Below are 18,241 nucleotides of genomic sequence, written 5' to 3'. Positions count from 1 at the left end.
AAGCCGATCAGGCCCCGCGCCGGGACCACGAACTCCATCCGGATCCAGCCGGTGCCGTGGTTGGTCGGCGGGACATCCGCTGCGGTTCGGCTACCTGCTGAGACAGGACAGCCTTGTGGTCTGTAATAGCTCTATGACAAGCGCATGCGCTGCGATCGCGGTGCCGCGTTGTCACAGATCGGAATGCTGCCCTGTCTTCATACGGACTGGACTTTGCGGAGCGACAGGAGCAAGACCTTGCCACCAGCCATCCCCACCATCCGGACCCGGGTCCGGATGAGCGCTCGTGCCATCGATGAGCCGCACCGCGTTTCGAGCCAGCTCGAGCTGCTGTTCGACCTGACCTTCGTGGTCGCGGTCGCGACCGTCACCGCCCAGCTCGCGCACAGCGTCGCCGACGGTCATGGCCTCGCCGGGCTGGTCCCGTTCCTCCAGGTGTTCTTCGCGATCTGGTGGGCGTGGATGAACTTCACGTGGTTCGCTTCGTCCTACGACACCGACGATGTCGCCTATCGGCTGCTGACCATGGTGCAGATGGGCGGCGTGCTGGTGCTCGCCGCCGGTGTGCCGGCCGCGTTCAGTCACTCCGACTACGGGGTCGTCACGCTGGGCTACCTCATCATGAGGATGGCGCTCGTCGCCCAATGGCTGCGGGCCGGTCTCGAGGACCCGGACAGCCGCCGCACCGCGCTGCGCTACGCCACCGGCATCAGCCTCGTGCAGATGGGCTGGTTGCTTCGCTTCTTCCTCGCGGCGACGGGAGCCCTGCCCTCATCGTTCCAACTGCCGTCCTTCGTCTGTCTGGTCGTGCTGGAACTCGCGGTGCCACGGTGGGCGGAGCGGGCCAGGGCCACCAACTGGCACCCGCACCACATCGCCGAACGCTATGGCCTGTTCACCATCATTCTGCTCGGTGAAAGTGTCCTCGCCGCGAGCAGGGGAGTCGAAGGCGCGCTTGAAACGGGCGAGATCAGCGGTCCCCTCATCCTCATCGCTGTCTCCGGCCTCGTCCTGCTGTTCGCTCTTTGGTGGCTCTACTTCCTGGTAGAGGCCGGTGAGGGCCTCAGCGACCGCCGTCATCGGTCCTACCTGTGGGGATACGGTCACTACGGCATCTTCGCGGCCCTTGCCGCCCTCGGCGCCGGGCTCGAGGTCGCGGTCGAGCAGAGCGGGCACGAGGTGGCGGCGGCACCGCTGGCACTCGGCTACGCCGTCGCCATCCCGGTCAGTGTGTATCTCATCCTCCTGTGGGCGGTACACGCACTCGTCAGCACAGAGCCCGTCATTCACCCTGCCGCGGTTCTGGGCGGCGTCACCGCCATCTTGCTGCTGCCGCTCATGGCGTCCCAGATCGGCGTGGCCGCCGTGGTCGCGGCGATCGCGGGCATCTGCGCCCTGCTGGTCGCTGTCACGATCCTGGCCAATTCGCGCGCTACCGGTGGCTGACCGGCGGCACCGCGCGATCCGCCTGTCCCGAGCGGACCATCGCCCAAATGCCTGGAACTCGGTCGTGGACATCACGCCACGACCAGTTTTCGGGCGATCTCCTTCGGATTCGGTCTCGTCGCAGGTCAGTGGGTACGTCTAGCGCAGACACCGAAAGAATTTCACGGCGGTTGTCACAAGCCCGGAGGCTGCTCTGTCTTAGCTGGCGATCGGCTGGCGATCGGCCGGCGATGGGCCGGCAACAGTGGTGCCCCGGCGGAACAGGAAGGCTTGTCATGAAGATCGTAGTAATCGGCGGGACCGGGATGATCGGGTCGAAGCTGGTGGCCAAGCTGGGTGAGCACGGGCATGAGGCGGTGGCGGCCTCGCCGAACACCGGCGTGAACACGCTCACGGGGGAAGGGCTGGCCGAGGCGCTGGAGGGCGCGCAGGTGGTGATCGATGTGTCGAACTCGCCGTCCTTCGAGGACGCCGCGGTGCTGGAGTTCTTCCAGACCTCCACCCGCAACCTGCTCGCCGCTGAGGCGGCGGCCGGCGTCGGTCACCACGTGGCGCTGTCGGTGGTGGGGACCGAGCGGTTGCCCGAGAGCGGCTACTTCCGGGCGAAGATCGCGCAGGAGCAGCTGATCGAGAAGTCGAAAATCCCGTTCTCGCTCGTGCACGCCACCCAGTTCTTCGAGTTCACCCGGAGCATCGCGGACGGAGCCACGAACGACGGCGAGGTCCGGGTGGCGCCCGTGCTCTTCCAGCCCATCGCGGGCGATGACGTCGCTCAGGCGGTCGGCCGGGTCGCGGTGGGATCGCCGGTGAACGGAAGAGTCGAGGTGGCCGGGCCTGAGCAGTTCAGGATGGACGATTTCTTCCGCGACGCCCTGGCCGCCTGGGACGACCCGCGCGAGGTGGTCACCGACCCGCACGCGCGCTACTTCGGATCCGAGCTGAGCGAGCGATCCCTGGTGCCGGGCGACGGCGCGATCCTCGGCCAGATCCGCTACCGCGACTGGCCCGGCCGGACCGCGCCCAAGAAGTAGGGCGTCTCGCCCAGGCTCCATCATCCTTAGGTCACGAAAGGTAATCCCATGTCCGATATCGACCCGGCGGCCGCCGCACCCAAGCCGAGATCGACCGCGTGGCAGACGGCGCTCACCGTGGTGCAGGAGGCCGAACCGCCCTTCATCCCGGCGGGAGCGCACGCGATGACCGTGGTCATCGCGTATCCGCCCGGCGATCCCGGCACGCCGCCGCACCGGCACTTCGGGCCGGCGTTCGGCTACGTGCTGGAAGGCGAGATGCTGCTGGAGCTGGAAGGCGAGCCGGAGCGGGTCGTCCGCGCGGGAGAGGCGTTCTGGGAGGCGGGCGGCGACGTCATCCACTACCAGGACGGAAACAACCGCGACGACATCCCGCTCCGCTTCACCGTCACCATGCTGTGCGAACCCGGCAAGCCGATGCTCGTCCTGGTGGACGAGGAAGAACTCGCCCAGCGCAAGGACCGCCGCGCCCCGCGCCCGTCCTGAGCGCGATGTTCGCACCATGACGACAGGCGGCCCGCGGGCGAGGCGAGCGCCCTCGACCGGACAGGAGTACTCGTCGGCTTGCGGACGGCCGGGCCGCCGCGGTTCTCTCCGCAGGACCCGGTTGCCGTACTCGATTCGGTCCTCGCCTTGTAACTGGGAGAGGGTTGCGAGGCGGTTGCCTGGTGATGCGATGGGTCGGTCTTCGCCGCAGCGGTGATCTCGTCATGCAACGGACGGTCTGCGCGGGTGGGGGCGGGTATCACGCCTGGTCCCAGGTGATCGGGAGCTGGTGCACGCCGTAGATGTCCAGTCCGGTGCGCATCGGGACGTCTTCGGCCGGGACGGCCAGGCGGAGGGTGGGGAATCGGGTGACCAGCGCGGGGATGGCGACCCGCATCTCGACGCGGGCCAGTTGCTGGCCGAGGCACTGGTGGATGCCGTGGCCGAAGGCCAGATGCCCGGTGGCGTGCCGGTGCAAGTCGAGGGTGTCGGGGTCGGCGTACTTGTCCGGGTCGCGGTTGGCGGCCTGAATCGCCAGGGCGACCGTCTCGCCTGCCTTGATCAGGTGTCCGTCCAGGTCGACGTCTTCCAGCGCCGCCCGTGCCCCGGTGTGGGCGATGCTCAAGTAGCGCAGCAGTTCTTCGACGGCCTTGTCGGCGAGGTCCGGGTCGGCGCGCAAGGCGGTGAGCTGGCCGGGGTGGCTCAACAGGGCGAAGGTGCCCAGCGCGATCATGTTGGTGGTGGTGTCGAGCCCCGCGCCCAGCAGGAAGCTGCCGATGCCGGCCAGCTCGGAATCGGGGAGGCCGCTGGTGGTCAGGTCGCTGAGCAGGTCGTCGGTGGGGTCGGCGCGCTTGGCCGACACCAGCTCGTGCACATACTCCTGGAGCGCGCCGAAGGCGGCGTACTGCTCCTCCGCGGTGACGTCCAACCCGCTCAACGTCGCCGCATGCCGCTGGAAGGACTCGCGGTCGGCGTACGGCACGCCGAGCAACTCGCAGATCATCAACGCGGGGACGGGCTGGGCGAACGCCTGGACCAGGTCCACCGGCCCGCCGTGCCGTTCCATGGCGTCCAGGTGCTCGGCGGTGATCGCCTCCATCCGGGCGGTGAGCTCGCGCATCCGGCGAACGGTGAACTTGCCGGCGAGCAGCTTGCGGTAGCGGGTGTGCTCGGGCGCATCCATCCCGGTGAGGTCTCCGACCGGCGCCGGCGGCATCTCGTCGATGGCCGCCAAGGGGTAGTGCATGAGTTCGTACCTTGAGCTGAAGCGGGGGTCGGCCAGCACCGTGCGGGCGAGGGCGTGACCGGTCACCAGCCAGCCCATGTGTCCGTCAGGGAAGCGCATCGGGCTGATCGGCCGGTGTTCGCGCAGCCGCGCCAGGTCTTCCGGGGGGTCGAAGGGGCAGCCCGCGGGACGGGTGGCGGGCAGTTCGACCGGGATGGGCAGGGACATGTCGACTCCTTCTGGCGGGGGCGGTCGGCGCCGTCATGGCGCTTTCCTCGTACGGGGAAGTGCTGTTTACGCGTCGGTGGTTTCCAGTTGGCGCTCCTCCGCCGGAGCGGGTGCGGGCTTGCGGTCGCGGATGACGATCAGGGCGAGTACGGCTGCCGCCAGCACGCCGAAGGCGCTGATGGCGAAGGCGTCGGACATGGCGGCGGTGAAGGCGTCGCGAGCGGTCTGGGCGATGGTGGGGTCGCCGAGGGCGAGCGCGTCGCCGATGGACCGCTTGGCCTGGTCGGGCGCGGTGGCGGGGATGGCGCCGGTGTAGGTGCTGGACAGGATGCTGCCCAGTACGGCGATGCCGAGCGCCGCGCCTGCCTGCTGGATCGTGTCGTTCAGCGCGGAGCCGACGCCTGCCTGCTCGGGCGGGACGGTGCCCATCAGGGCCGCGATGGCGGTGGGCATGGCGATCCCGCCACCGGCGCCCAGCACGAACAGCGCGACGGCGGTCATCACGAAGCCGGCGCCTGCGGACAGGGTGGCCAGCAGGCCGAACCCGGCGGCCATCACGACCAGCCCGGTGACGATCATCGGACGATTGCCGATCTTGGCGCCGAGGGTGGCGCCGAGCCCGTTGAAGAGCAGCGAGGCGAGGGCCATCGGGATGAAGGCCAGGCCGGCTTCGGTGGGCGTGTAGCCGAGCACGTACTGCAGAAACTGGGTGAGCACCAGCAGCAGGCCGCCGTTGCCGATCTGGACCAGGGTGAGGGAGAAACTGGCGCCGCTGAAGGTGCGGTTGCGGAACAGGCTGAGCGGGACCATCGGGTACGGCGTGCGCAGTTCCCAGATCACGAAGGCGGCGAGGGCGACGACCGTCACGACCAGTGCGGGAACGGACAGGCCGTGCGGAAGCTCGATGATCGTCCAAACCAGCGCGATCATGCCGACCGCCGACAGCACGGCACCGAGCGGATCCGGCTTGCTCCACGGCCCCTTGGTCTCGGGCATCAGCACCAGGGCGGCGATGATGGCCAGCGCCGCGATCGGCACGTTGATCAGGAAGATGGCACCCCACCAGAACCAGGCGATCAGCACGCCGCCCAGCACCGGGCCGGCGATCAGGCCGACCATCGCCACCGCGCTCCAGGCCGCCATCGCCTTGCGCCGTTCGTCATCGTCGAACACCGTGATCAGGATGGACAGCGTGCTGGGCATGATCAGCGCGCCGCCGACGCCCATCACCGCACGGGCGGCGATCAGCAGTTCCGGGGTGGTGGCGTAGGTGGCGGCCAGCGAGGCGACGCCGAACATCGCCAACCCGATGATCATGACTCTCCGGCGGCCGAACCGATCGGACAGGCTGCCCGCGGTGAGCAGCAGTCCGGCGAAGACCAGGATGTAGGAGTCCAGGATCCACTGGATCTCCTGGGCGTCGGCGCCCAGGTCGGCGGCCAGCGGCGGGATCGCCACGGTGAGCACCATGTTGTCGATGACCAGCACCAACGTGCTCAGGCACAACACGACCAGGATCAGCCAACGACGCGGATGGCTTTGCTGCGTCACTTCCATCGGAGTTCCTTTCACGGGACTGCGAGTACGGCGTGCTCTCTAAGCGAACACTGTACGCATGGAGATGGTTGTACGCAAGAGCGCACGATGTGCTCAAGGGGATGTGCCGCGGGTCAGGCCCCGGCGGTTCGACAAGCTGGACCACAATGGGCCATGCACTGTACGCATGATGCGCACGCCGTACGCTATCCTGGGTTCAGGAAGAAGGAGGCCCGCATGCCAGCCGACAAGCAGCCCATCCCCTCGGTATGGGCCCGCCCGCGTGCAAAGCGAGAGCAGCCGGCGCTGAGCCGCGATCGGATCGTGTCCGAGGCCATCCAGCTCCTGGATGCCGAGGGCATCGAGGCTCTGAGCATGCGCAGCCTCGGTACCCGGCTGGGCGCCGGGGCCACCTCCCTCTACCGGCACGTGGCCAACAAGGACGAGCTGATCGAACTGGTCGTGGACGAGATCTACGGCGAGATGCGGGTGCCCGCCGACGCCGACCCGGCGGGCTGGCGGGCGGCCATCGCCGGCTGTGCCCACAGTCTGCGGGCGATGGTTCTGCGGCATCCCTGGGTCGTCTCCGTGCTCGGCCAGGTCGGGCTCGCCTATCTCGGGCCGAACCTCATCCGGCAGTCGGACCGCATGCTCGCCCTGTTCCAGGCGGCGGGCTTCAGCCCCGGCGAGGCCGATCAAGCCATGAAAACCCTCATCGCCTACGTCATCGGGATGACCACCAGCGAGGCGGCCTACCTGTCGATGCTCGCCCGCAGTGGCCAGAGCGAGCAGGACTTGCTGGAGAGCCTGCGACCGGCCGCCGAACAGGCCGTGCAGGACCACCCGCTCCTGCGCGACGGATACGCCGCGCAACAAGGCAGAGAGCCGGAGCAGCTCCGCGAGGAGACCTTCGTCTACGGCGTCGAGCGCGTGCTGGACGGACTGGAGACCAGGCTCGGCCCGACGGCCGCCTCCGCCCGATGAGACCCGTGCACGTGAATCCGCACCCCGAAAGGAGCGCCGCCGGTCGGCGCTGAGCCGATAGAGCACCTGGCCGCCATGGCCGGCGGGGTGCCGCAGCGGAAGGCGATGGGGTGGTCACCAGATGCCCGCGCGGCCTCGGGGATCGAACCGCCCTTCTCCTCGGCGGCCCCGGTACGGCACAGCCGGCGAAGAAGCATCGCTGACACCTGTCGTGCCGGGACTTCAGCGACTGGGCCGACTGAGTCGCCGCCCGTTTACCTGCGCCGCGGTAAATCGCCTTCCCTGCCGTTCGCAATTCTAGAGAGCGCTCTCTTGACACGATGGCTGATATTGCCGCAATGTTTCGGTAAAGCTACATCCGTGAATCGGTGAGGTAATCCGTATGGTCCGCACCCCCCGTTCCAGAACGCTGCTCGCCATCGGTACCGCTCTTGCCGCCGTCATCGCGATGCTCATCCCGATGACCGGCACCGCCAACGCCGCTCCCGCCCCCGGTCCGCTGGTCTGGTCCGACGAGTTCAACGGATCCGCCGGCGGCGCCGTCGACCAGTCGAAGTGGCGCTTCGACACGGGCGGCGGCGGCTGGGGCAACAACGAACAGCAGTACTACACCAACAGCACCCGCAATGCCGCCATGGACGGCGCCGGCAACCTGGTGATCACCGCCCGCCGGGAGAACCCGTCCAACTACCAGTGCCACTACGGCACCTGTCAGTACACTTCCGCCCGGCTGCTCACCGCCGCCACCTTCACGCGGGCCTACGGACGGTTCGAGGCGCGCCTGAAACTGCCCCGCGGCCAGGGCATCTGGCCCGCCTTCTGGATGCTCGGCAACGACATCGGCTCGGTCGGCTGGCCGAACAGCGGCGAGATCGACATCATGGAGAACATCGGCCGCGAACCCAGCACCGTTCACGGCACCCTCCACGGCCCCGGATACTCCGGCGCCGGAGGCATCGGCGCCGGTTACTCGATCAACGGCGCGTTCGCGGACGCCTTCCACACCTTCGCCGTCGACTGGTCCCCGAACCTGATCATCTGGTACGTCGACGGCAACGAGTACCAGCGCCGGACGCCGGCCAGTCTCGGCGGCAACCGATGGGTCTTCGACCACCCGTTCTTCATGATCATGAACCTGGCGGTCGGCGGACACTGGCCCGGCTACCCTGACGGCTCCACCACCTTCCCGCAGACCCTGTCCGTCGACTACGTCCGCGTCTACGCTCCGCCCACCGGCGGGACCGGTGGCCAGATCACCGGCGTCGGCGGCAAGTGCGTCGACGTGGCGGGCGCCAGCACCGCCAACGGCGCGGCCGTCCAGCTCTGGGACTGCAACTCCACCGCCGCCCAGAGTTGGACGTGGAACGGCGACGGCTCGGTGCGGGCGCTCGGCAAGTGCATGGACGTCACCGCCGGCTCCACGGCCAACGGCGCCCAGGTGCAGCTGTACGACTGCAACGGCAGCGGCGCCCAACGATGGACCTACAATTCCGGCACCGGCCAGATAGTCAATCCTCAGGCCAACAAGTGCCTCGACGCGACCGGCGCAAGCTCGGCCAACGGCACCCGGCTGCAGCTCTGGGACTGCGCGGGCAGCGCCAACCAACGGTGGACCCGCGCCTGACCCCCCGCACCCAGTCTGCCTTCGGTGGCCGTCTGCTGCGAAAGGCGGCCACCGAAGGCCTCGATATCGTTGGTCACGGATAGCGAGAACGCGCTCTCCCGAGCGTCAAAAGCAATTTCTTTCGAGTGCGGCTCCGTTTGGCGGAGACAACTGTTTTGCCGCAGGCTCCTTTATTGCGTCTCACCGCGGGCGAGTGGACCCGGTGAACCCAGGGGGTCAGCCGATTCTGCTCGAAGTGAGACGATCGCCCGTAGAATTCCGCCAGGGGTGAGCGATGAGGCGGCCAGGGATCAGCATCGCGGTGCTCGCTTCCTTGGCGGTGGCCGTCTGGCTGCTCGTGATCGGGTTGCCGGAGACGCGCCGCGACCCTTCATGGGGGGTCGGCGCGATTCTGGGGGCATCGTTCCTCTTCGCGGGCGTCGTGGCCTGGCGGCTGCATCCCCGCAACCGGGTCGGCCTGCTCATGGTCGCCATCGGGATCGCGTGGATCCCGCAGCAGTTGTCGGCCTCTTCCGAGGTGCCGCCGCGGTTGGTGTGGCTGGCCCTCTGCGGTCTTTGGGCGGCGCTGGCCTGCCACCTGTTCCTCGCCTTTCCCACCGGACGGCTCGGTGGCCGCGCGTCCAGGATCGTCGTCGGCGTCGCCTACGCCGAGGCGGTGATCTTCCCGGTGGCGGTCATGCTCACCCGCACGAAGCCAGCCGAGCCGTTGAGATCAATCATGGAGTTCGTCGACGACTCCTCCTGGCAGGTGCTCCTCGTCACGGGGGCGGCGGTTCTGGGGCTGGCGATGACGCGATGGCGTGAGGGCAGCGTGGCCCAGCGGCGTGCAGTGACGCCGGTCGTGGCCGCCTCGATGATCGCCACGGTCGCGTTCGTGGCGGAACGACTGGTGATCTCGTGGGGGCCTGAAGACCTCGAACGGCCGATCGTCTACGTCACGTTCGTCGCGTTCATCACGATTCCGCTCGCCTACCTCGGCAGCCTGATCCGGCACCGGATCGACCGCGCCCGGGTGGCCGACCTCGTCGTGACACTCAGGGACAGGAAACAGCCCGACGGTTTGGAGCGCGCCCTGGCGACGACGCTCCATGATCCGACGCTGCGCGTCGGCTACTGGATGGCCGACCAGGCCCGCTATGTCGATGCCGAGGGACATCCGGTCACCCTGCCGCCGAAGGAACACGGCAGGGTGACGACCCGCGTCGACCAGGGGCGGTCGCGGCTTGCCGTACTCCTGCATGATGAGGCTCTGCTGGAGCAGCCGCTGCTTGTCGAGGCGGCGTGCGCGGCCGCCGCGCTGGCGTTGGAGAACGAGCGGCTCACCGCCGATCTGCGGGCACGGCTGCGGCAGCTCGCGGCGTCGCGGGCGCGGATGCTCCAGTGGGGCGAGGCGGAACGCCGCAAGATCGAACGTGACCTGCACGACGGTGTTCAGCAGCGGCTGCTGTCGGTGGCGATGACGCTCGGGCTCGCCGAGGCCACCACCGATCCCGCCACGGCCGGTGCGCTGATGGGGGAGGCGAAGGCGGCCGTGCTCGCCTCGCTCGACGACCTGCGTGCCGTCAGCCACGGGATCCATCCGCCGGTCCTGACCGAGCGAGGGCTGCCGGGCGCGGTGAAGGAGCTCGCCGCCGTCACGCCCGTCGCCGTCGAGTGCGTGATCGATATGGTGGAGCCGTTGCCCCCGGCGGTCGAGAGCGCGGCCTACTACATCGTGAACGAGTCGCTGGCCAACGTGACCAAGCACGCGAGGGCGGGCCGGGCGTGGGTACGGCTGACGCGCGGCGACGGGCGCCTGATGGTGGAGGTCGGCGATGACGGCTGCGGGGGTGCCGACCCGGCCCGGGGCTCCGGGCTCGAAGGACTGATTCACCGCGCGGAGGCCAACGGCGGCCGGCTGCACATCGACAGCCAGGAGGGCAGGGGCACCGTGCTGAGGGTGATGCTGCCATGCGAGTAGCGATCTGCGAGGACTCCACGCTCTTCCGGGAGGGCCTGGCGCGGCTGCTCGCCGAGGCGGGGTTCGAGGTGGTGGCGGCCGTGGACGACGCGGACAAGCTGCTGGCCCGGATCGGTGCGGACCCGCCCGACGTCGCCATCCTGGACATCCGGCTGCCGCCCACGCACACCGATGAGGGGCTGCGGGCGGCGCTCACCCTGCGGCGGCGCCACCCGGCGGTCGGGGTGCTCGTGCTGTCGCAGTACGTGCGGGTCAGCTATGCGGTCGAACTGCTCGACGGACGCGTCGAGGGCATCGGCTACCTGCTCAAGGACCGCGTCTCGGACCTGGTGGAGTTCGCGGCGGCGATCCGCAGGGTGGGCGCGGGCGGGTCCGCGCTGGACCCCGTGGTGGTCGAGCAACTGGTGAGCCGGCACCGCCAGCCCGACGACCCGCTGATCCAGCTCACCGCGCGCGAACGGGACGTGCTCCGGCTGATGGCCGAGGGCCGGACCAACCTGGCCATCGCCGAACGGCTGGCCATCGCGGAACGCACGGTGGAAAAGCACGGTACGAGCATTTTCGGCAAGCTCGGTCTGGAGGCCGGCCCGCATGACCACCGGCGCGTCCTGGCCGTCCTGCGCTACCTCAACGCGTAGGTGCGGCTAACGCGTAGGTGCGGCTAACCGCACCCGCGGCGGTGGGGCTGCCCGGCTTCCCCGCTCTCCGTCCCGATGGAAGCATCCGACGGGACGGAAGGGAGCCGCACAGTGGCTATGGCAAACGTCGCCGTACGGCGATTGCTCGCGGACTCGGGCGAGGCACGAGGGTGGGTCTCGCTCCGAACCGACCTGGTCACGGCGCTGCTGGGCGTCTGGTTCGGCATCGGGCTGATGATCGACGCGTGGGCGCACAGCAATCTGACCGAGCTGGAGACGTTCTTCACCCCCTGGCATGCGGCGTTCTACTCGGGATTCGCCGCGGTCTCCGGCTGGATCATCTGGCAGGCGTGGCGCAACGTCCGAACCGGCCGCCAAGGGCTGGCGGCGGTGCCGATGGGCTATCTGGCCGGGCTCGTGGCGATCCCCGGGTTCGCCGCCTTCGGGTTCGTCGACATGATGTGGCACACCTTTCTCGGCGTCGAGACGACCATCGACATCCTGTTCAGCCCATCGCATCTGGGACTGATCGTGACGATGATGATCATCGTCACCACGCCGCTCCGCTCCGCCTGGAACGCCGCCGACCTGGGTGCGCGACCGTCGCTCGGCCGTCTGCTCCCGGCGCTGCTCGGCCTGGCGCTGGCGACCACGCTGGTGTCGCTGTTCGTGTCGTACGGCAACGCCATGCAGTTCGGCGCGGCCGGCGTCGTCGAGGCGTTCTCCGTGCTGGACGGTCCGGAGGCCGGCACGCTCGGCGCGGCGATGATCATCACTGGCGTGGTTCTGCTCGCCCCCGTGCTGCTGCTCGTCCGCCGGTGGCACCTGCCGTTCGGCAGCGTCACCCTCATCTACACGGTGGGCGTGCTGATGCCGGGAGCCCAGACGGCGTTCAGCAACCTGCCGATCCTGTTCACCTTCGTCGCCGCCGGTGCCGCGAGTGACCTGCTGATCCAATGGCTGCGCCCGTCGGCCGGCCGGCGGGGCGCCTACTGGGCGTTCGCCGGGCTGTCGGCCTTCGTCACGTGGTCGCTGTACATCGTGGTCGCGTCGGTGGCGGCCGGGGGGTTGCCCGCCGTACCCGAGCTCTGGACCGGTGCGCCGATCGTGGGCGGGCTGATCGGGCTGGCGCTCGGGGTGCTGTTCCTGCCGAATGCCGACACCGGCCGGGCATGATCCGAGTTCTCTGCCTCGTCGCCCTCCTGGTTCTGGCGAGCGCCACTCCGGCCGCGGCTCACGTGGTCACGGCAGGGGCGGATCTGCGGATCGCGCAGACGATCGCGGGCACGGAGCTCACTGTGGTGATCAAGGGGACGGCGCGGGTGCCGGGGCCGTTGCGGGTCGGTGTCATCGCCTTCCAGCCGGTCGCCGATCTCCAGGTCGGCCTGGAAATCCGCTCGGTCATCGACGGCCGCGCGCAGGCGGGGGCGGCGCGGGCGGCGAAGGAACCTCGGTATGTCCAGCTCCGGGTGGAGCGGACCGGCCCACACGAGCTCCGGCTGCGGGTGGGCGACGAGGTCGCCGTGGTGCCGTTCCGGGTCCTGGTGGATCGCGGGTCGGCATGGGAGTTCCTGATTTATGGCGGTCTGTTCGCGGCCGGGCTGCTGCTGACAGGCGGCCTTCTGACGGGGGCGCTGTCCCGGCGAAACCCGGCGATGGCGCTGGTCGGCGGCGCCGCGGTCGGGCTGACACTGGCAGCCATGGTCGTCGTGCTCGAACCGTACCTGCCCGCGAGTCCGCCGGACGGCGCCGCGCCCACGGCGGAGACACCGGCGGTCGGGCGCCCGTTCGCGCAGGCGCTGATGGAGACGGTGCCGGCCCGTCCGACCTCGGGAGCGGAGTTCACCTTGCGGATCGATCTCGTCGACGGGTCCACCGGCCGGCCCGTGGACGATCTCACCGTTCATCATGAGGCGCTCGCTCACCTGGTCGTCACCAGCGAGGACGGGCGGTACTTCCGCCATCTGCATCCGCTGCGGACGGCACCCGGGCGGCTGGAGGTGCGGATGCGGGCGGATCGGCCCGGCCGGTATCTGGCGCACGCCGAGCTGGAGCGGGAGGACTCCGGCCAGCAGCTCATCACCGGACGGTTCAGCGTCGACGGCGAGCCCGCGGCGTCCGAACCACTCGCCGAGCCCGCCTCGCCGTACCTGCGACCCGCCGTTCCCGTGGCCGGACGGCCCACCACGATCGAACTCGGCACCACCGGCGGCGTTCGCCCCTGGCTTGGCATGGCCGGTCATCTGATCGTGCGCGGCGGCGACGGAGCCTTCCTCGGACACGTCCACGAGATGGGGTCGCCCGGACCCCGGCTGCGCTTCACCTTCACCTTCCCTCGCGCCGGCCGGTATCTCGCCTGGGCGCAGTACGCCACGGACGACCGGATCGTGACCATGCCGTTCACCGTCGACGTCACAGCACCGGGGGTCCCGTGAAGAGGCGGGCCCCGGCTGTCGCAGCCCTCGCGGCGGTCACGGTGACGATCTTCGTCCTGGGATGGAACGCGGCGGCCGAACCACGCCGCCTGAGCGCCGTGGGAACGCACTACGCCGTCACCGTGCTGATCGACGAACCGGGGACGGAGGTGCTGCTCGACTCAGGTGACGCGGACACCGTCACCCTCTCGGCGGTGATGCCCGACATGGGCCACGCCCTGCCCGAGGTCGTCACCCGGGAGCCGGACCCCGGCCGCTTCCTCGCCGAGGGCGACCTGTTCCCCATGAACGGTGTGTGGGAGCTGTCGATCCGCCTGACCGGACCCGCGGGTGAAGAAGTGCTGACGGTCAACACCCTGGTCACCGGGTAACCCCGCCGTCGCACGTGGGGGGGTATTCCCTACGTCGGTTGGGGTGGCCGCAGGCATGATCTGCTCCAGCCCGGCGGTGGAGACTCTTGGGGTATCGCTCACCATTTGCCGCCGAGAGGTTCCCATGTCCACGCAACTCCTGGTCGACTCGACCGCTGTCCCCGCCTCCGTCAGGACGGCATCGTTGCTCTGGTTCACCGCCGTGGGCGCCGGCGCGTTCGAGGCCACCTTGGCCGCCGTCGGCATGCTCGCCGGCGGGGCGGCCTCCTTCGCCGACCTGGCCGGCGGTCTGGGTCTCCGGTTGGCGGTCTTCGCCGTGGCGATCTACCTGGCGATGCGCCTGCGTCAGGGGCGCAACTGGGCACGCATCGCGCTCGCCCTGTCGCTTGGGATCTTCGGCACCTTGTCCTTGGTCATCGAGCCGGTCCAGTGGCTGATGGACGGCAATTCGATCGGTGAGTTCTTCGCCAACGCCGACGCCATGACACTGACGTTCACCGTCAGCAGGGTCGTGCACCTGGCGGCGGTTCTGGGGGCCATGGTGCTCATGTTCGGTCCCGCGGCCAACGCCTACTTCCGCGGTGTCCGCCGCCGTGCTCTGCACCGATGACGACGGGTGACCGTTCAGCGTGCCCGCGGCTTCTCAGAGGGCCCGTCCCACCGAGGGGCGCTCGGTGGGACGGGGGTGCTTCAGCTGCCGGGCACGAGGGGTGCTGTCAGTCGCGTTCTCTGGCCGCGCGTCGTGCCGCGTCGATGGCCTCGGCCGGTGCCGATCGGGCGGGCCGGGTGAGGATGCGCCGGACGGTTTCGGCCGGCACCTTGGGCGCGCGGTCCTCGGTCAGCAGGCCGTTGCTCTCCTGTTCGGTGTCCGTCAGCTGGGTCCAGCAGAAACCGGCGAGTTCGGGGCTGTCGAGCACCGCGTCCACGAACTGCCGCAGCTGCTCGGCCAGTTCCTCCGCGGAGTCGACGGTGGCGTACCCGTGCCAGGGCTCGTCCGGCCGGGGGCGCAGGCTGGTCCCGCCGATCTCCGACAGCACCACCGGCTGGCCGCGTTCCGCGGGGGAGCCGAGCAACGCGACGCGTCGTGCGGGCGGGCGGTCCTTGAAGACGCGCGCCACCGCTTCCGGGTCGGCGTAGCGCTGCCGGATCGACTCGCCGGTCGGCGCGTAGTCGTGCAGCCCCCAGATGTCGCTCTCGGTGTGCTCCCACCCGTCGTTGGAGATCACCGGCCGGGTGCCGTCGAGTGACTTGGTGAGGTGGTAGAGCGCGGTGGCGGCGTGGCGCTGCTCCGGGACGTCCGCCGCATGCCAGATGCCCCAGCTCTCGTTGAACGGGACCCAGGTCACCACGCACGGATGGCTGCGATCACGGGCGACGACCTCCATCCACTCGCGGGTCAGCCGTTCGACGGTCCGGGGCGCGTACTCGTAGGCGCTGGGCATCTCGTCCCACACGAGCATGCCGAGCCGGTCGCACCAGGCCAGGAATCGTGGATCCTCGACCTTCTGGTGGATCCGGACGCCGTTGAACCCGAGCTCCTTGGCCAGTTCGACTTCGCGGCGCAGCGCGCCGGCGTCGGGCGCGGCGAGGTGGGAACGGGGCCAGTAGTTCTGCGCCAGGACGAGCCGCAGGAAACGCGGCTGGCCGTTGAGGAGGAACCTGCCGTCCCGGACGCCGACGCTGCGCAGGCCGGCATAGGAGGTCACCGTGTCGACCGGGTGGCCGTCGTGGCGGATTTCGACCCGGGCGTCCAGCAGGGTCGGCGTCTCCGGCGTCCACAGCAGCCTGGCCTGTTCCATCTGGTGCCGGGCGGCCGGGATGGCGATCACCCACCGGCCGTCCTTGCGGTCGGTACGGCAGGTCTGCTCCGCCAGCACCTCCTCGCCCAGGGTGAGGACGACATGGACGTCGACGGGCTCCGCCGGCCGCCGGGAGAGTTCGACTTCGAGGGTCACCGCCGCGCCGGGGACGTCCGGAGTCCAGTGCAGCCGCCTGACGTGCAGCGCCGGCACCACCTCCGCCCAGACCGGTTGCCAGATCCCGGTGGTCCGGTGGTACCAGATTCCGTGGGGTTCGTCGCGCCAGTCCTGCTTACCGCGTGGCTGGGTGGTGTCGTCGCACTCGTCCTCCACCCGGACCACGATGACCTGCTCGTCCCCCGGTACGAGGGCGTCGGTGACGTCGAAGGAGAAGGGCGTGTGCCCGCCTTCGTGCTCGCCGACGCGCACCCCGTTGAACCAGACCTGCGCCCGGTAGTCCACCGCCCCGAAGTGCAGCAGGAGCCGCTCACCCGGGCCCGGCGTCTGGTACGGCCGGAGCGTGCGGCGATACCACACGATCGGGTGGGCCGCCGGATCGTGCACGCCGGACAGCTCGCTCTCCGGCGGGTACGGCACGGCGATCGTGCGCGTGAAGGCGGCGGCGTCGCTGTGCCAGCCGAGGGCCCTGCCCTGGTCTTCGTCGTCTGCCGCGAATCCCCACGGGCCGCACAGGTCCTGCCAGTGCGGCCGCACCAGCAGCGGACGGGGATGGTCGAGGTGGTCGGTCACGATCCTCCTGCTCTCGGAAAGGTCGGTCGGTTCACCGCTCACCGACGGGCCCGCCGCCGGCGCGGGTCAGTCACCGGTCGCGGTCGGCGAGGGTCAGGACGGTCACCGAGTGCGGCGGGATGGCCCACGCGCCGCCGTCCGCCTCGACCTCTCCGAGGTCCCGTACCGCCACCGTGTCCGGCGCGCCGAGGTCGTTGACCGCGTGCAGGCCGGGGACGTCGGCTCCGAGGGTCCGGACCCGCGCGCGGCCGGGGGTGTTCTCGGCGGCGCCGTCGAGGACGACCCGGAGCAGCACGGTCTCGTCGCGGTGCCGGTTGACGACGGCGATCCGAATCGAGCCGTCGTCGGCGCGGGTGGTGGACACGTCGAGGTGCGGAACGGTCATGGGCGCGGTGAGCAGCTGTCCGTCCGGGCCCCGGTTGTCGCCGAGCCTGACCATCGTGGATCGCGCCGGGCCGTCCACCTCGCACGGCAGCACGGTACGGCCGGTGTGGTGCCGGTACAGGTGCCAGACGTGGTAGATGGCGGACCGCAGGGCGCCGCCGGGACGGGCGACCACCAGGCCGTTGGCGTTCACCAGGTTCACCGGGTTGGCCATGGTCACGGGTGCGGGCAGGCCGGTGGTCCGGTGGATGGCGTGGAAGACGCCGGCGCAGAAGACGGCGTCGCCGACCGTCCGCGGGCTCCACCGGTTCACTCGCACGTGGTCCGGCGACCCGTCGACGTCGGCGGTCTCGCGCGGGGCGATTCCCCCGTCGTCGCCCGGCAGGGGCTCCGGCCAGGCGGCGGGTTCGAGGTGGCGCATCGTCCACTCGTCGAGCGCCAGCGCGGGCGGACGCTCCAGGCCGACCTCCGCGGCGATCGCGGTGACCAGCCGGGAGTAGGTGTGGATCTCCTGCTCGAAGAACAGGGACTGCGCGGCGATGGCGTCGTAGTCGTCGCCGGTCCACAGGTGTGTGCTCGCGCCGTACAGGTGGAGTGACAGATAGTCGAGCCACTTGCCCGCCTGCGCCAGGACCGGGCGCGTCCATTCTTCCTGCTGCCACGGGATGCCGACCCCCACCAGGCGGATCGCAGGGTCGACCAGGCGCATGAACCGGGCGTGCTCGCGGGCCGCCGCGGCGTACTCCCCGGCTGACCGGTGGCCCATCTGCCACGGGCCGTAGACCTCGTTGCCGACGCCCCAGTAGCGGACGCGCCACGGCTCGGTCCTGCCGTTCTTCGCGCGGCGGCCGGTGAGCGCGGTCTCCTGGGCGGCGTTGGTGTACTCGATCCAGCGAACCGCCTCGTCGACGTCGCGTGCGGAGTGCACGAGGTACGGCTCTGCGCCCACGGCCTCACACCAGGCGAGGAACTCGTCGGTGCCGAAACGGTTCGACTCCATGCCTTCCCAGGCGAGCTCCAACCGGGTCGGGCGTGCGTCCCGTGGGCCGACGCCGTCCTGCCAGTGGTAGGCCGACGTGAAGTTGCCGCCGGGCCAGCGGATGGGACCGGGCCCGAGTTCCCGGCACAGTTCGAGGACGTCGGTGCGCATGCCCTGCAACAGGCCGGGGTCGGTGATGGAGAGCGGTGATCCCTCGTCGAACACCCCGCCCTCGATGTTGCCGAAGAAGGCGGACTCCAGGAAGTGTCCGTAGACGTCGTCGTCGATCCGGCCCACCGGGCGGTGGGTGTCGACCGTCACGAGTGCCTCACGGCGGGGGACGGACATATCAGGGGTTCTCCGTT

At 69.9% G+C, this 18,241-nt stretch carries 15 protein-coding genes; 11 read left to right on the top strand and 4 right to left on the bottom strand.

Annotation, left to right across the window (positions count from 1 at the left end; translation table 11 throughout):
• Nucleotides 1-276: 276 nt before the first annotated feature.
• The 3 genes from MBA17_RS20325 (at nucleotide 277) to MBA17_RS20315 (ending at nucleotide 2,963) form a co-directional block, all read left to right on the top strand.
• A complete protein-coding gene (locus MBA17_RS20325) occupies nucleotides 277-1,446 on the top strand; it encodes a low temperature requirement protein A (RefSeq protein ID WP_238498100.1) in 1,170 nt (389 codons plus the stop codon).
• A gap of 275 nt (nucleotides 1,447-1,721) precedes the next feature.
• Nucleotides 1,722-2,477, top strand: coding sequence for an SDR family oxidoreductase (locus tag MBA17_RS20320; protein WP_238498099.1), 756 nt, complete (start codon nucleotides 1,722-1,724; stop codon nucleotides 2,475-2,477).
• 48 nt (nucleotides 2,478-2,525) lie between these two features.
• Entirely contained in the window at nucleotides 2,526-2,963 is a 438-nt protein-coding gene (locus MBA17_RS20315) for a cupin domain-containing protein (protein WP_238498098.1), read from the top strand.
• Between the two features lie 259 nt (nucleotides 2,964-3,222).
• Here MBA17_RS20315 and MBA17_RS20310 read toward each other — a convergent pair whose 3' ends face one another.
• On the bottom strand, nucleotides 3,223-4,416 hold the full coding sequence (locus MBA17_RS20310) for a cytochrome P450 (RefSeq protein WP_238498097.1): 1,194 nt from the start codon (nucleotides 4,414-4,416) through the stop codon (nucleotides 3,223-3,225).
• A gap of 66 nt (nucleotides 4,417-4,482) precedes the next feature.
• A complete protein-coding gene (locus MBA17_RS20305; RefSeq protein WP_238498096.1) occupies nucleotides 4,483-5,973 on the bottom strand; it encodes an MFS transporter in 1,491 nt (496 codons plus the stop codon).
• A 216-nt stretch (nucleotides 5,974-6,189) separates the two neighbouring features.
• On the opposite strand from MBA17_RS20305, the gene MBA17_RS20300 reads away from it, so the two are divergent.
• The 8 genes from MBA17_RS20300 to MBA17_RS20265 all read left to right on the top strand — a co-directional run bounded on the left by MBA17_RS20300 (nucleotide 6,190) and on the right by MBA17_RS20265 (nucleotide 14,574).
• Nucleotides 6,190-6,936: a TetR/AcrR family transcriptional regulator gene (locus MBA17_RS20300; RefSeq protein WP_238498095.1), complete on the top strand. Its 747-nt coding sequence runs from the start codon at nucleotides 6,190-6,192 to the stop codon at nucleotides 6,934-6,936.
• Between the two features lie 382 nt (nucleotides 6,937-7,318).
• Entirely contained in the window at nucleotides 7,319-8,560 is a 1,242-nt protein-coding gene (locus tag MBA17_RS20295; protein ID WP_238498094.1) for an RICIN domain-containing protein, read from the top strand.
• A gap of 274 nt (nucleotides 8,561-8,834) precedes the next feature.
• Nucleotides 8,835-10,520: a sensor histidine kinase gene (locus tag MBA17_RS20290; RefSeq protein WP_238498093.1), complete on the top strand. Its 1,686-nt coding sequence runs from the start codon at nucleotides 8,835-8,837 to the stop codon at nucleotides 10,518-10,520.
• Entirely contained in the window at nucleotides 10,511-11,158 is a 648-nt protein-coding gene (locus MBA17_RS20285) for a response regulator (protein WP_238498092.1), read from the top strand. Before MBA17_RS20290 ends, MBA17_RS20285 begins: the two co-directional genes overlap by 10 nt.
• A gap of 117 nt (nucleotides 11,159-11,275) precedes the next feature.
• The gene (locus tag MBA17_RS20280) at nucleotides 11,276-12,334 is read left to right on the top strand and encodes a hypothetical protein (protein ID WP_238498393.1); all 1,059 of its coding nucleotides are present in this window, start codon (nucleotides 11,276-11,278) and stop codon (nucleotides 12,332-12,334) included.
• On the top strand, nucleotides 12,331-13,593 hold the full coding sequence (locus tag MBA17_RS20275) for a hypothetical protein (protein ID WP_238498091.1): 1,263 nt from the start codon (nucleotides 12,331-12,333) through the stop codon (nucleotides 13,591-13,593). The genes MBA17_RS20280 and MBA17_RS20275 overlap by 4 nt, the downstream gene beginning before the upstream one ends.
• The gene (locus MBA17_RS20270; protein WP_238498090.1) at nucleotides 13,590-13,964 is read left to right on the top strand and encodes a hypothetical protein; all 375 of its coding nucleotides are present in this window, start codon (nucleotides 13,590-13,592) and stop codon (nucleotides 13,962-13,964) included. Before MBA17_RS20275 ends, MBA17_RS20270 begins: the two co-directional genes overlap by 4 nt.
• Nucleotides 13,965-14,088: 124 nt before the next feature.
• Nucleotides 14,089-14,574: a hypothetical protein gene (locus MBA17_RS20265; protein ID WP_238498089.1), complete on the top strand. Its 486-nt coding sequence runs from the start codon at nucleotides 14,089-14,091 to the stop codon at nucleotides 14,572-14,574.
• A gap of 106 nt (nucleotides 14,575-14,680) precedes the next feature.
• Here the strand turns inward: MBA17_RS20265 and MBA17_RS20260 are convergent, their stop codons facing one another.
• A complete protein-coding gene (locus tag MBA17_RS20260; RefSeq protein ID WP_238498088.1) occupies nucleotides 14,681-16,513 on the bottom strand; it encodes a glycoside hydrolase family 2 protein in 1,833 nt (610 codons plus the stop codon).
• Between the two features lie 70 nt (nucleotides 16,514-16,583).
• A complete protein-coding gene (locus tag MBA17_RS20255) occupies nucleotides 16,584-18,224 on the bottom strand; it encodes an alpha-L-arabinofuranosidase C-terminal domain-containing protein (RefSeq protein WP_238498087.1) in 1,641 nt (546 codons plus the stop codon).
• Between the last annotated feature and the right edge of the window lie 17 nt (nucleotides 18,225-18,241).

Source organism: Dolomitihabitans soli, from assembly GCF_022213955.1.
GTDB lineage: Bacteria > Actinomycetota > Actinomycetes > Streptosporangiales > Streptosporangiaceae > Streptosporangium_A > Streptosporangium_A soli.
This window is presented reverse-complemented; position numbering and strand designations above follow the sequence as displayed.

Excerpts from the sequence above, each read along its gene's own strand:
- MBA17_RS20280 (WP_238498393.1), top strand. The coding sequence starts at position 11,276 with ATGGCAAACGTCGCCGTACGGCGATTGCTCGCGGACTCGGGCGAGGCA.
- MBA17_RS20315 (WP_238498098.1), top strand. The coding sequence starts at position 2,526 with ATGTCCGATATCGACCCGGCGGCCGCCGCACCCAAGCCGAGATCGACC.
- MBA17_RS20265 (WP_238498089.1), top strand. The coding sequence starts at position 14,089 with ATGTCCACGCAACTCCTGGTCGACTCGACCGCTGTCCCCGCCTCCGTC.
- MBA17_RS20310 (WP_238498097.1), bottom strand. The coding sequence starts at position 4,416 with ATGTCCCTGCCCATCCCGGTCGAACTGCCCGCCACCCGTCCCGCGGGC.
- MBA17_RS20295 (WP_238498094.1), top strand. The coding sequence starts at position 7,319 with ATGGTCCGCACCCCCCGTTCCAGAACGCTGCTCGCCATCGGTACCGCT.
- MBA17_RS20320 (WP_238498099.1), top strand. The coding sequence starts at position 1,722 with ATGAAGATCGTAGTAATCGGCGGGACCGGGATGATCGGGTCGAAGCTG.
- MBA17_RS20290 (WP_238498093.1), top strand. The coding sequence starts at position 8,835 with ATGAGGCGGCCAGGGATCAGCATCGCGGTGCTCGCTTCCTTGGCGGTG.
- MBA17_RS20285 (WP_238498092.1), top strand. The coding sequence starts at position 10,511 with ATGCGAGTAGCGATCTGCGAGGACTCCACGCTCTTCCGGGAGGGCCTG.
- MBA17_RS20300 (WP_238498095.1), top strand. The coding sequence starts at position 6,190 with ATGCCAGCCGACAAGCAGCCCATCCCCTCGGTATGGGCCCGCCCGCGT.
- MBA17_RS20255 (WP_238498087.1), bottom strand. The coding sequence starts at position 18,224 with ATGTCCGTCCCCCGCCGTGAGGCACTCGTGACGGTCGACACCCACCGC.
- MBA17_RS20305 (WP_238498096.1), bottom strand. The coding sequence starts at position 5,973 with ATGGAAGTGACGCAGCAAAGCCATCCGCGTCGTTGGCTGATCCTGGTC.
- MBA17_RS20275 (WP_238498091.1), top strand. The coding sequence starts at position 12,331 with ATGATCCGAGTTCTCTGCCTCGTCGCCCTCCTGGTTCTGGCGAGCGCC.
- MBA17_RS20325 (WP_238498100.1), top strand. The coding sequence starts at position 277 with ATGAGCGCTCGTGCCATCGATGAGCCGCACCGCGTTTCGAGCCAGCTC.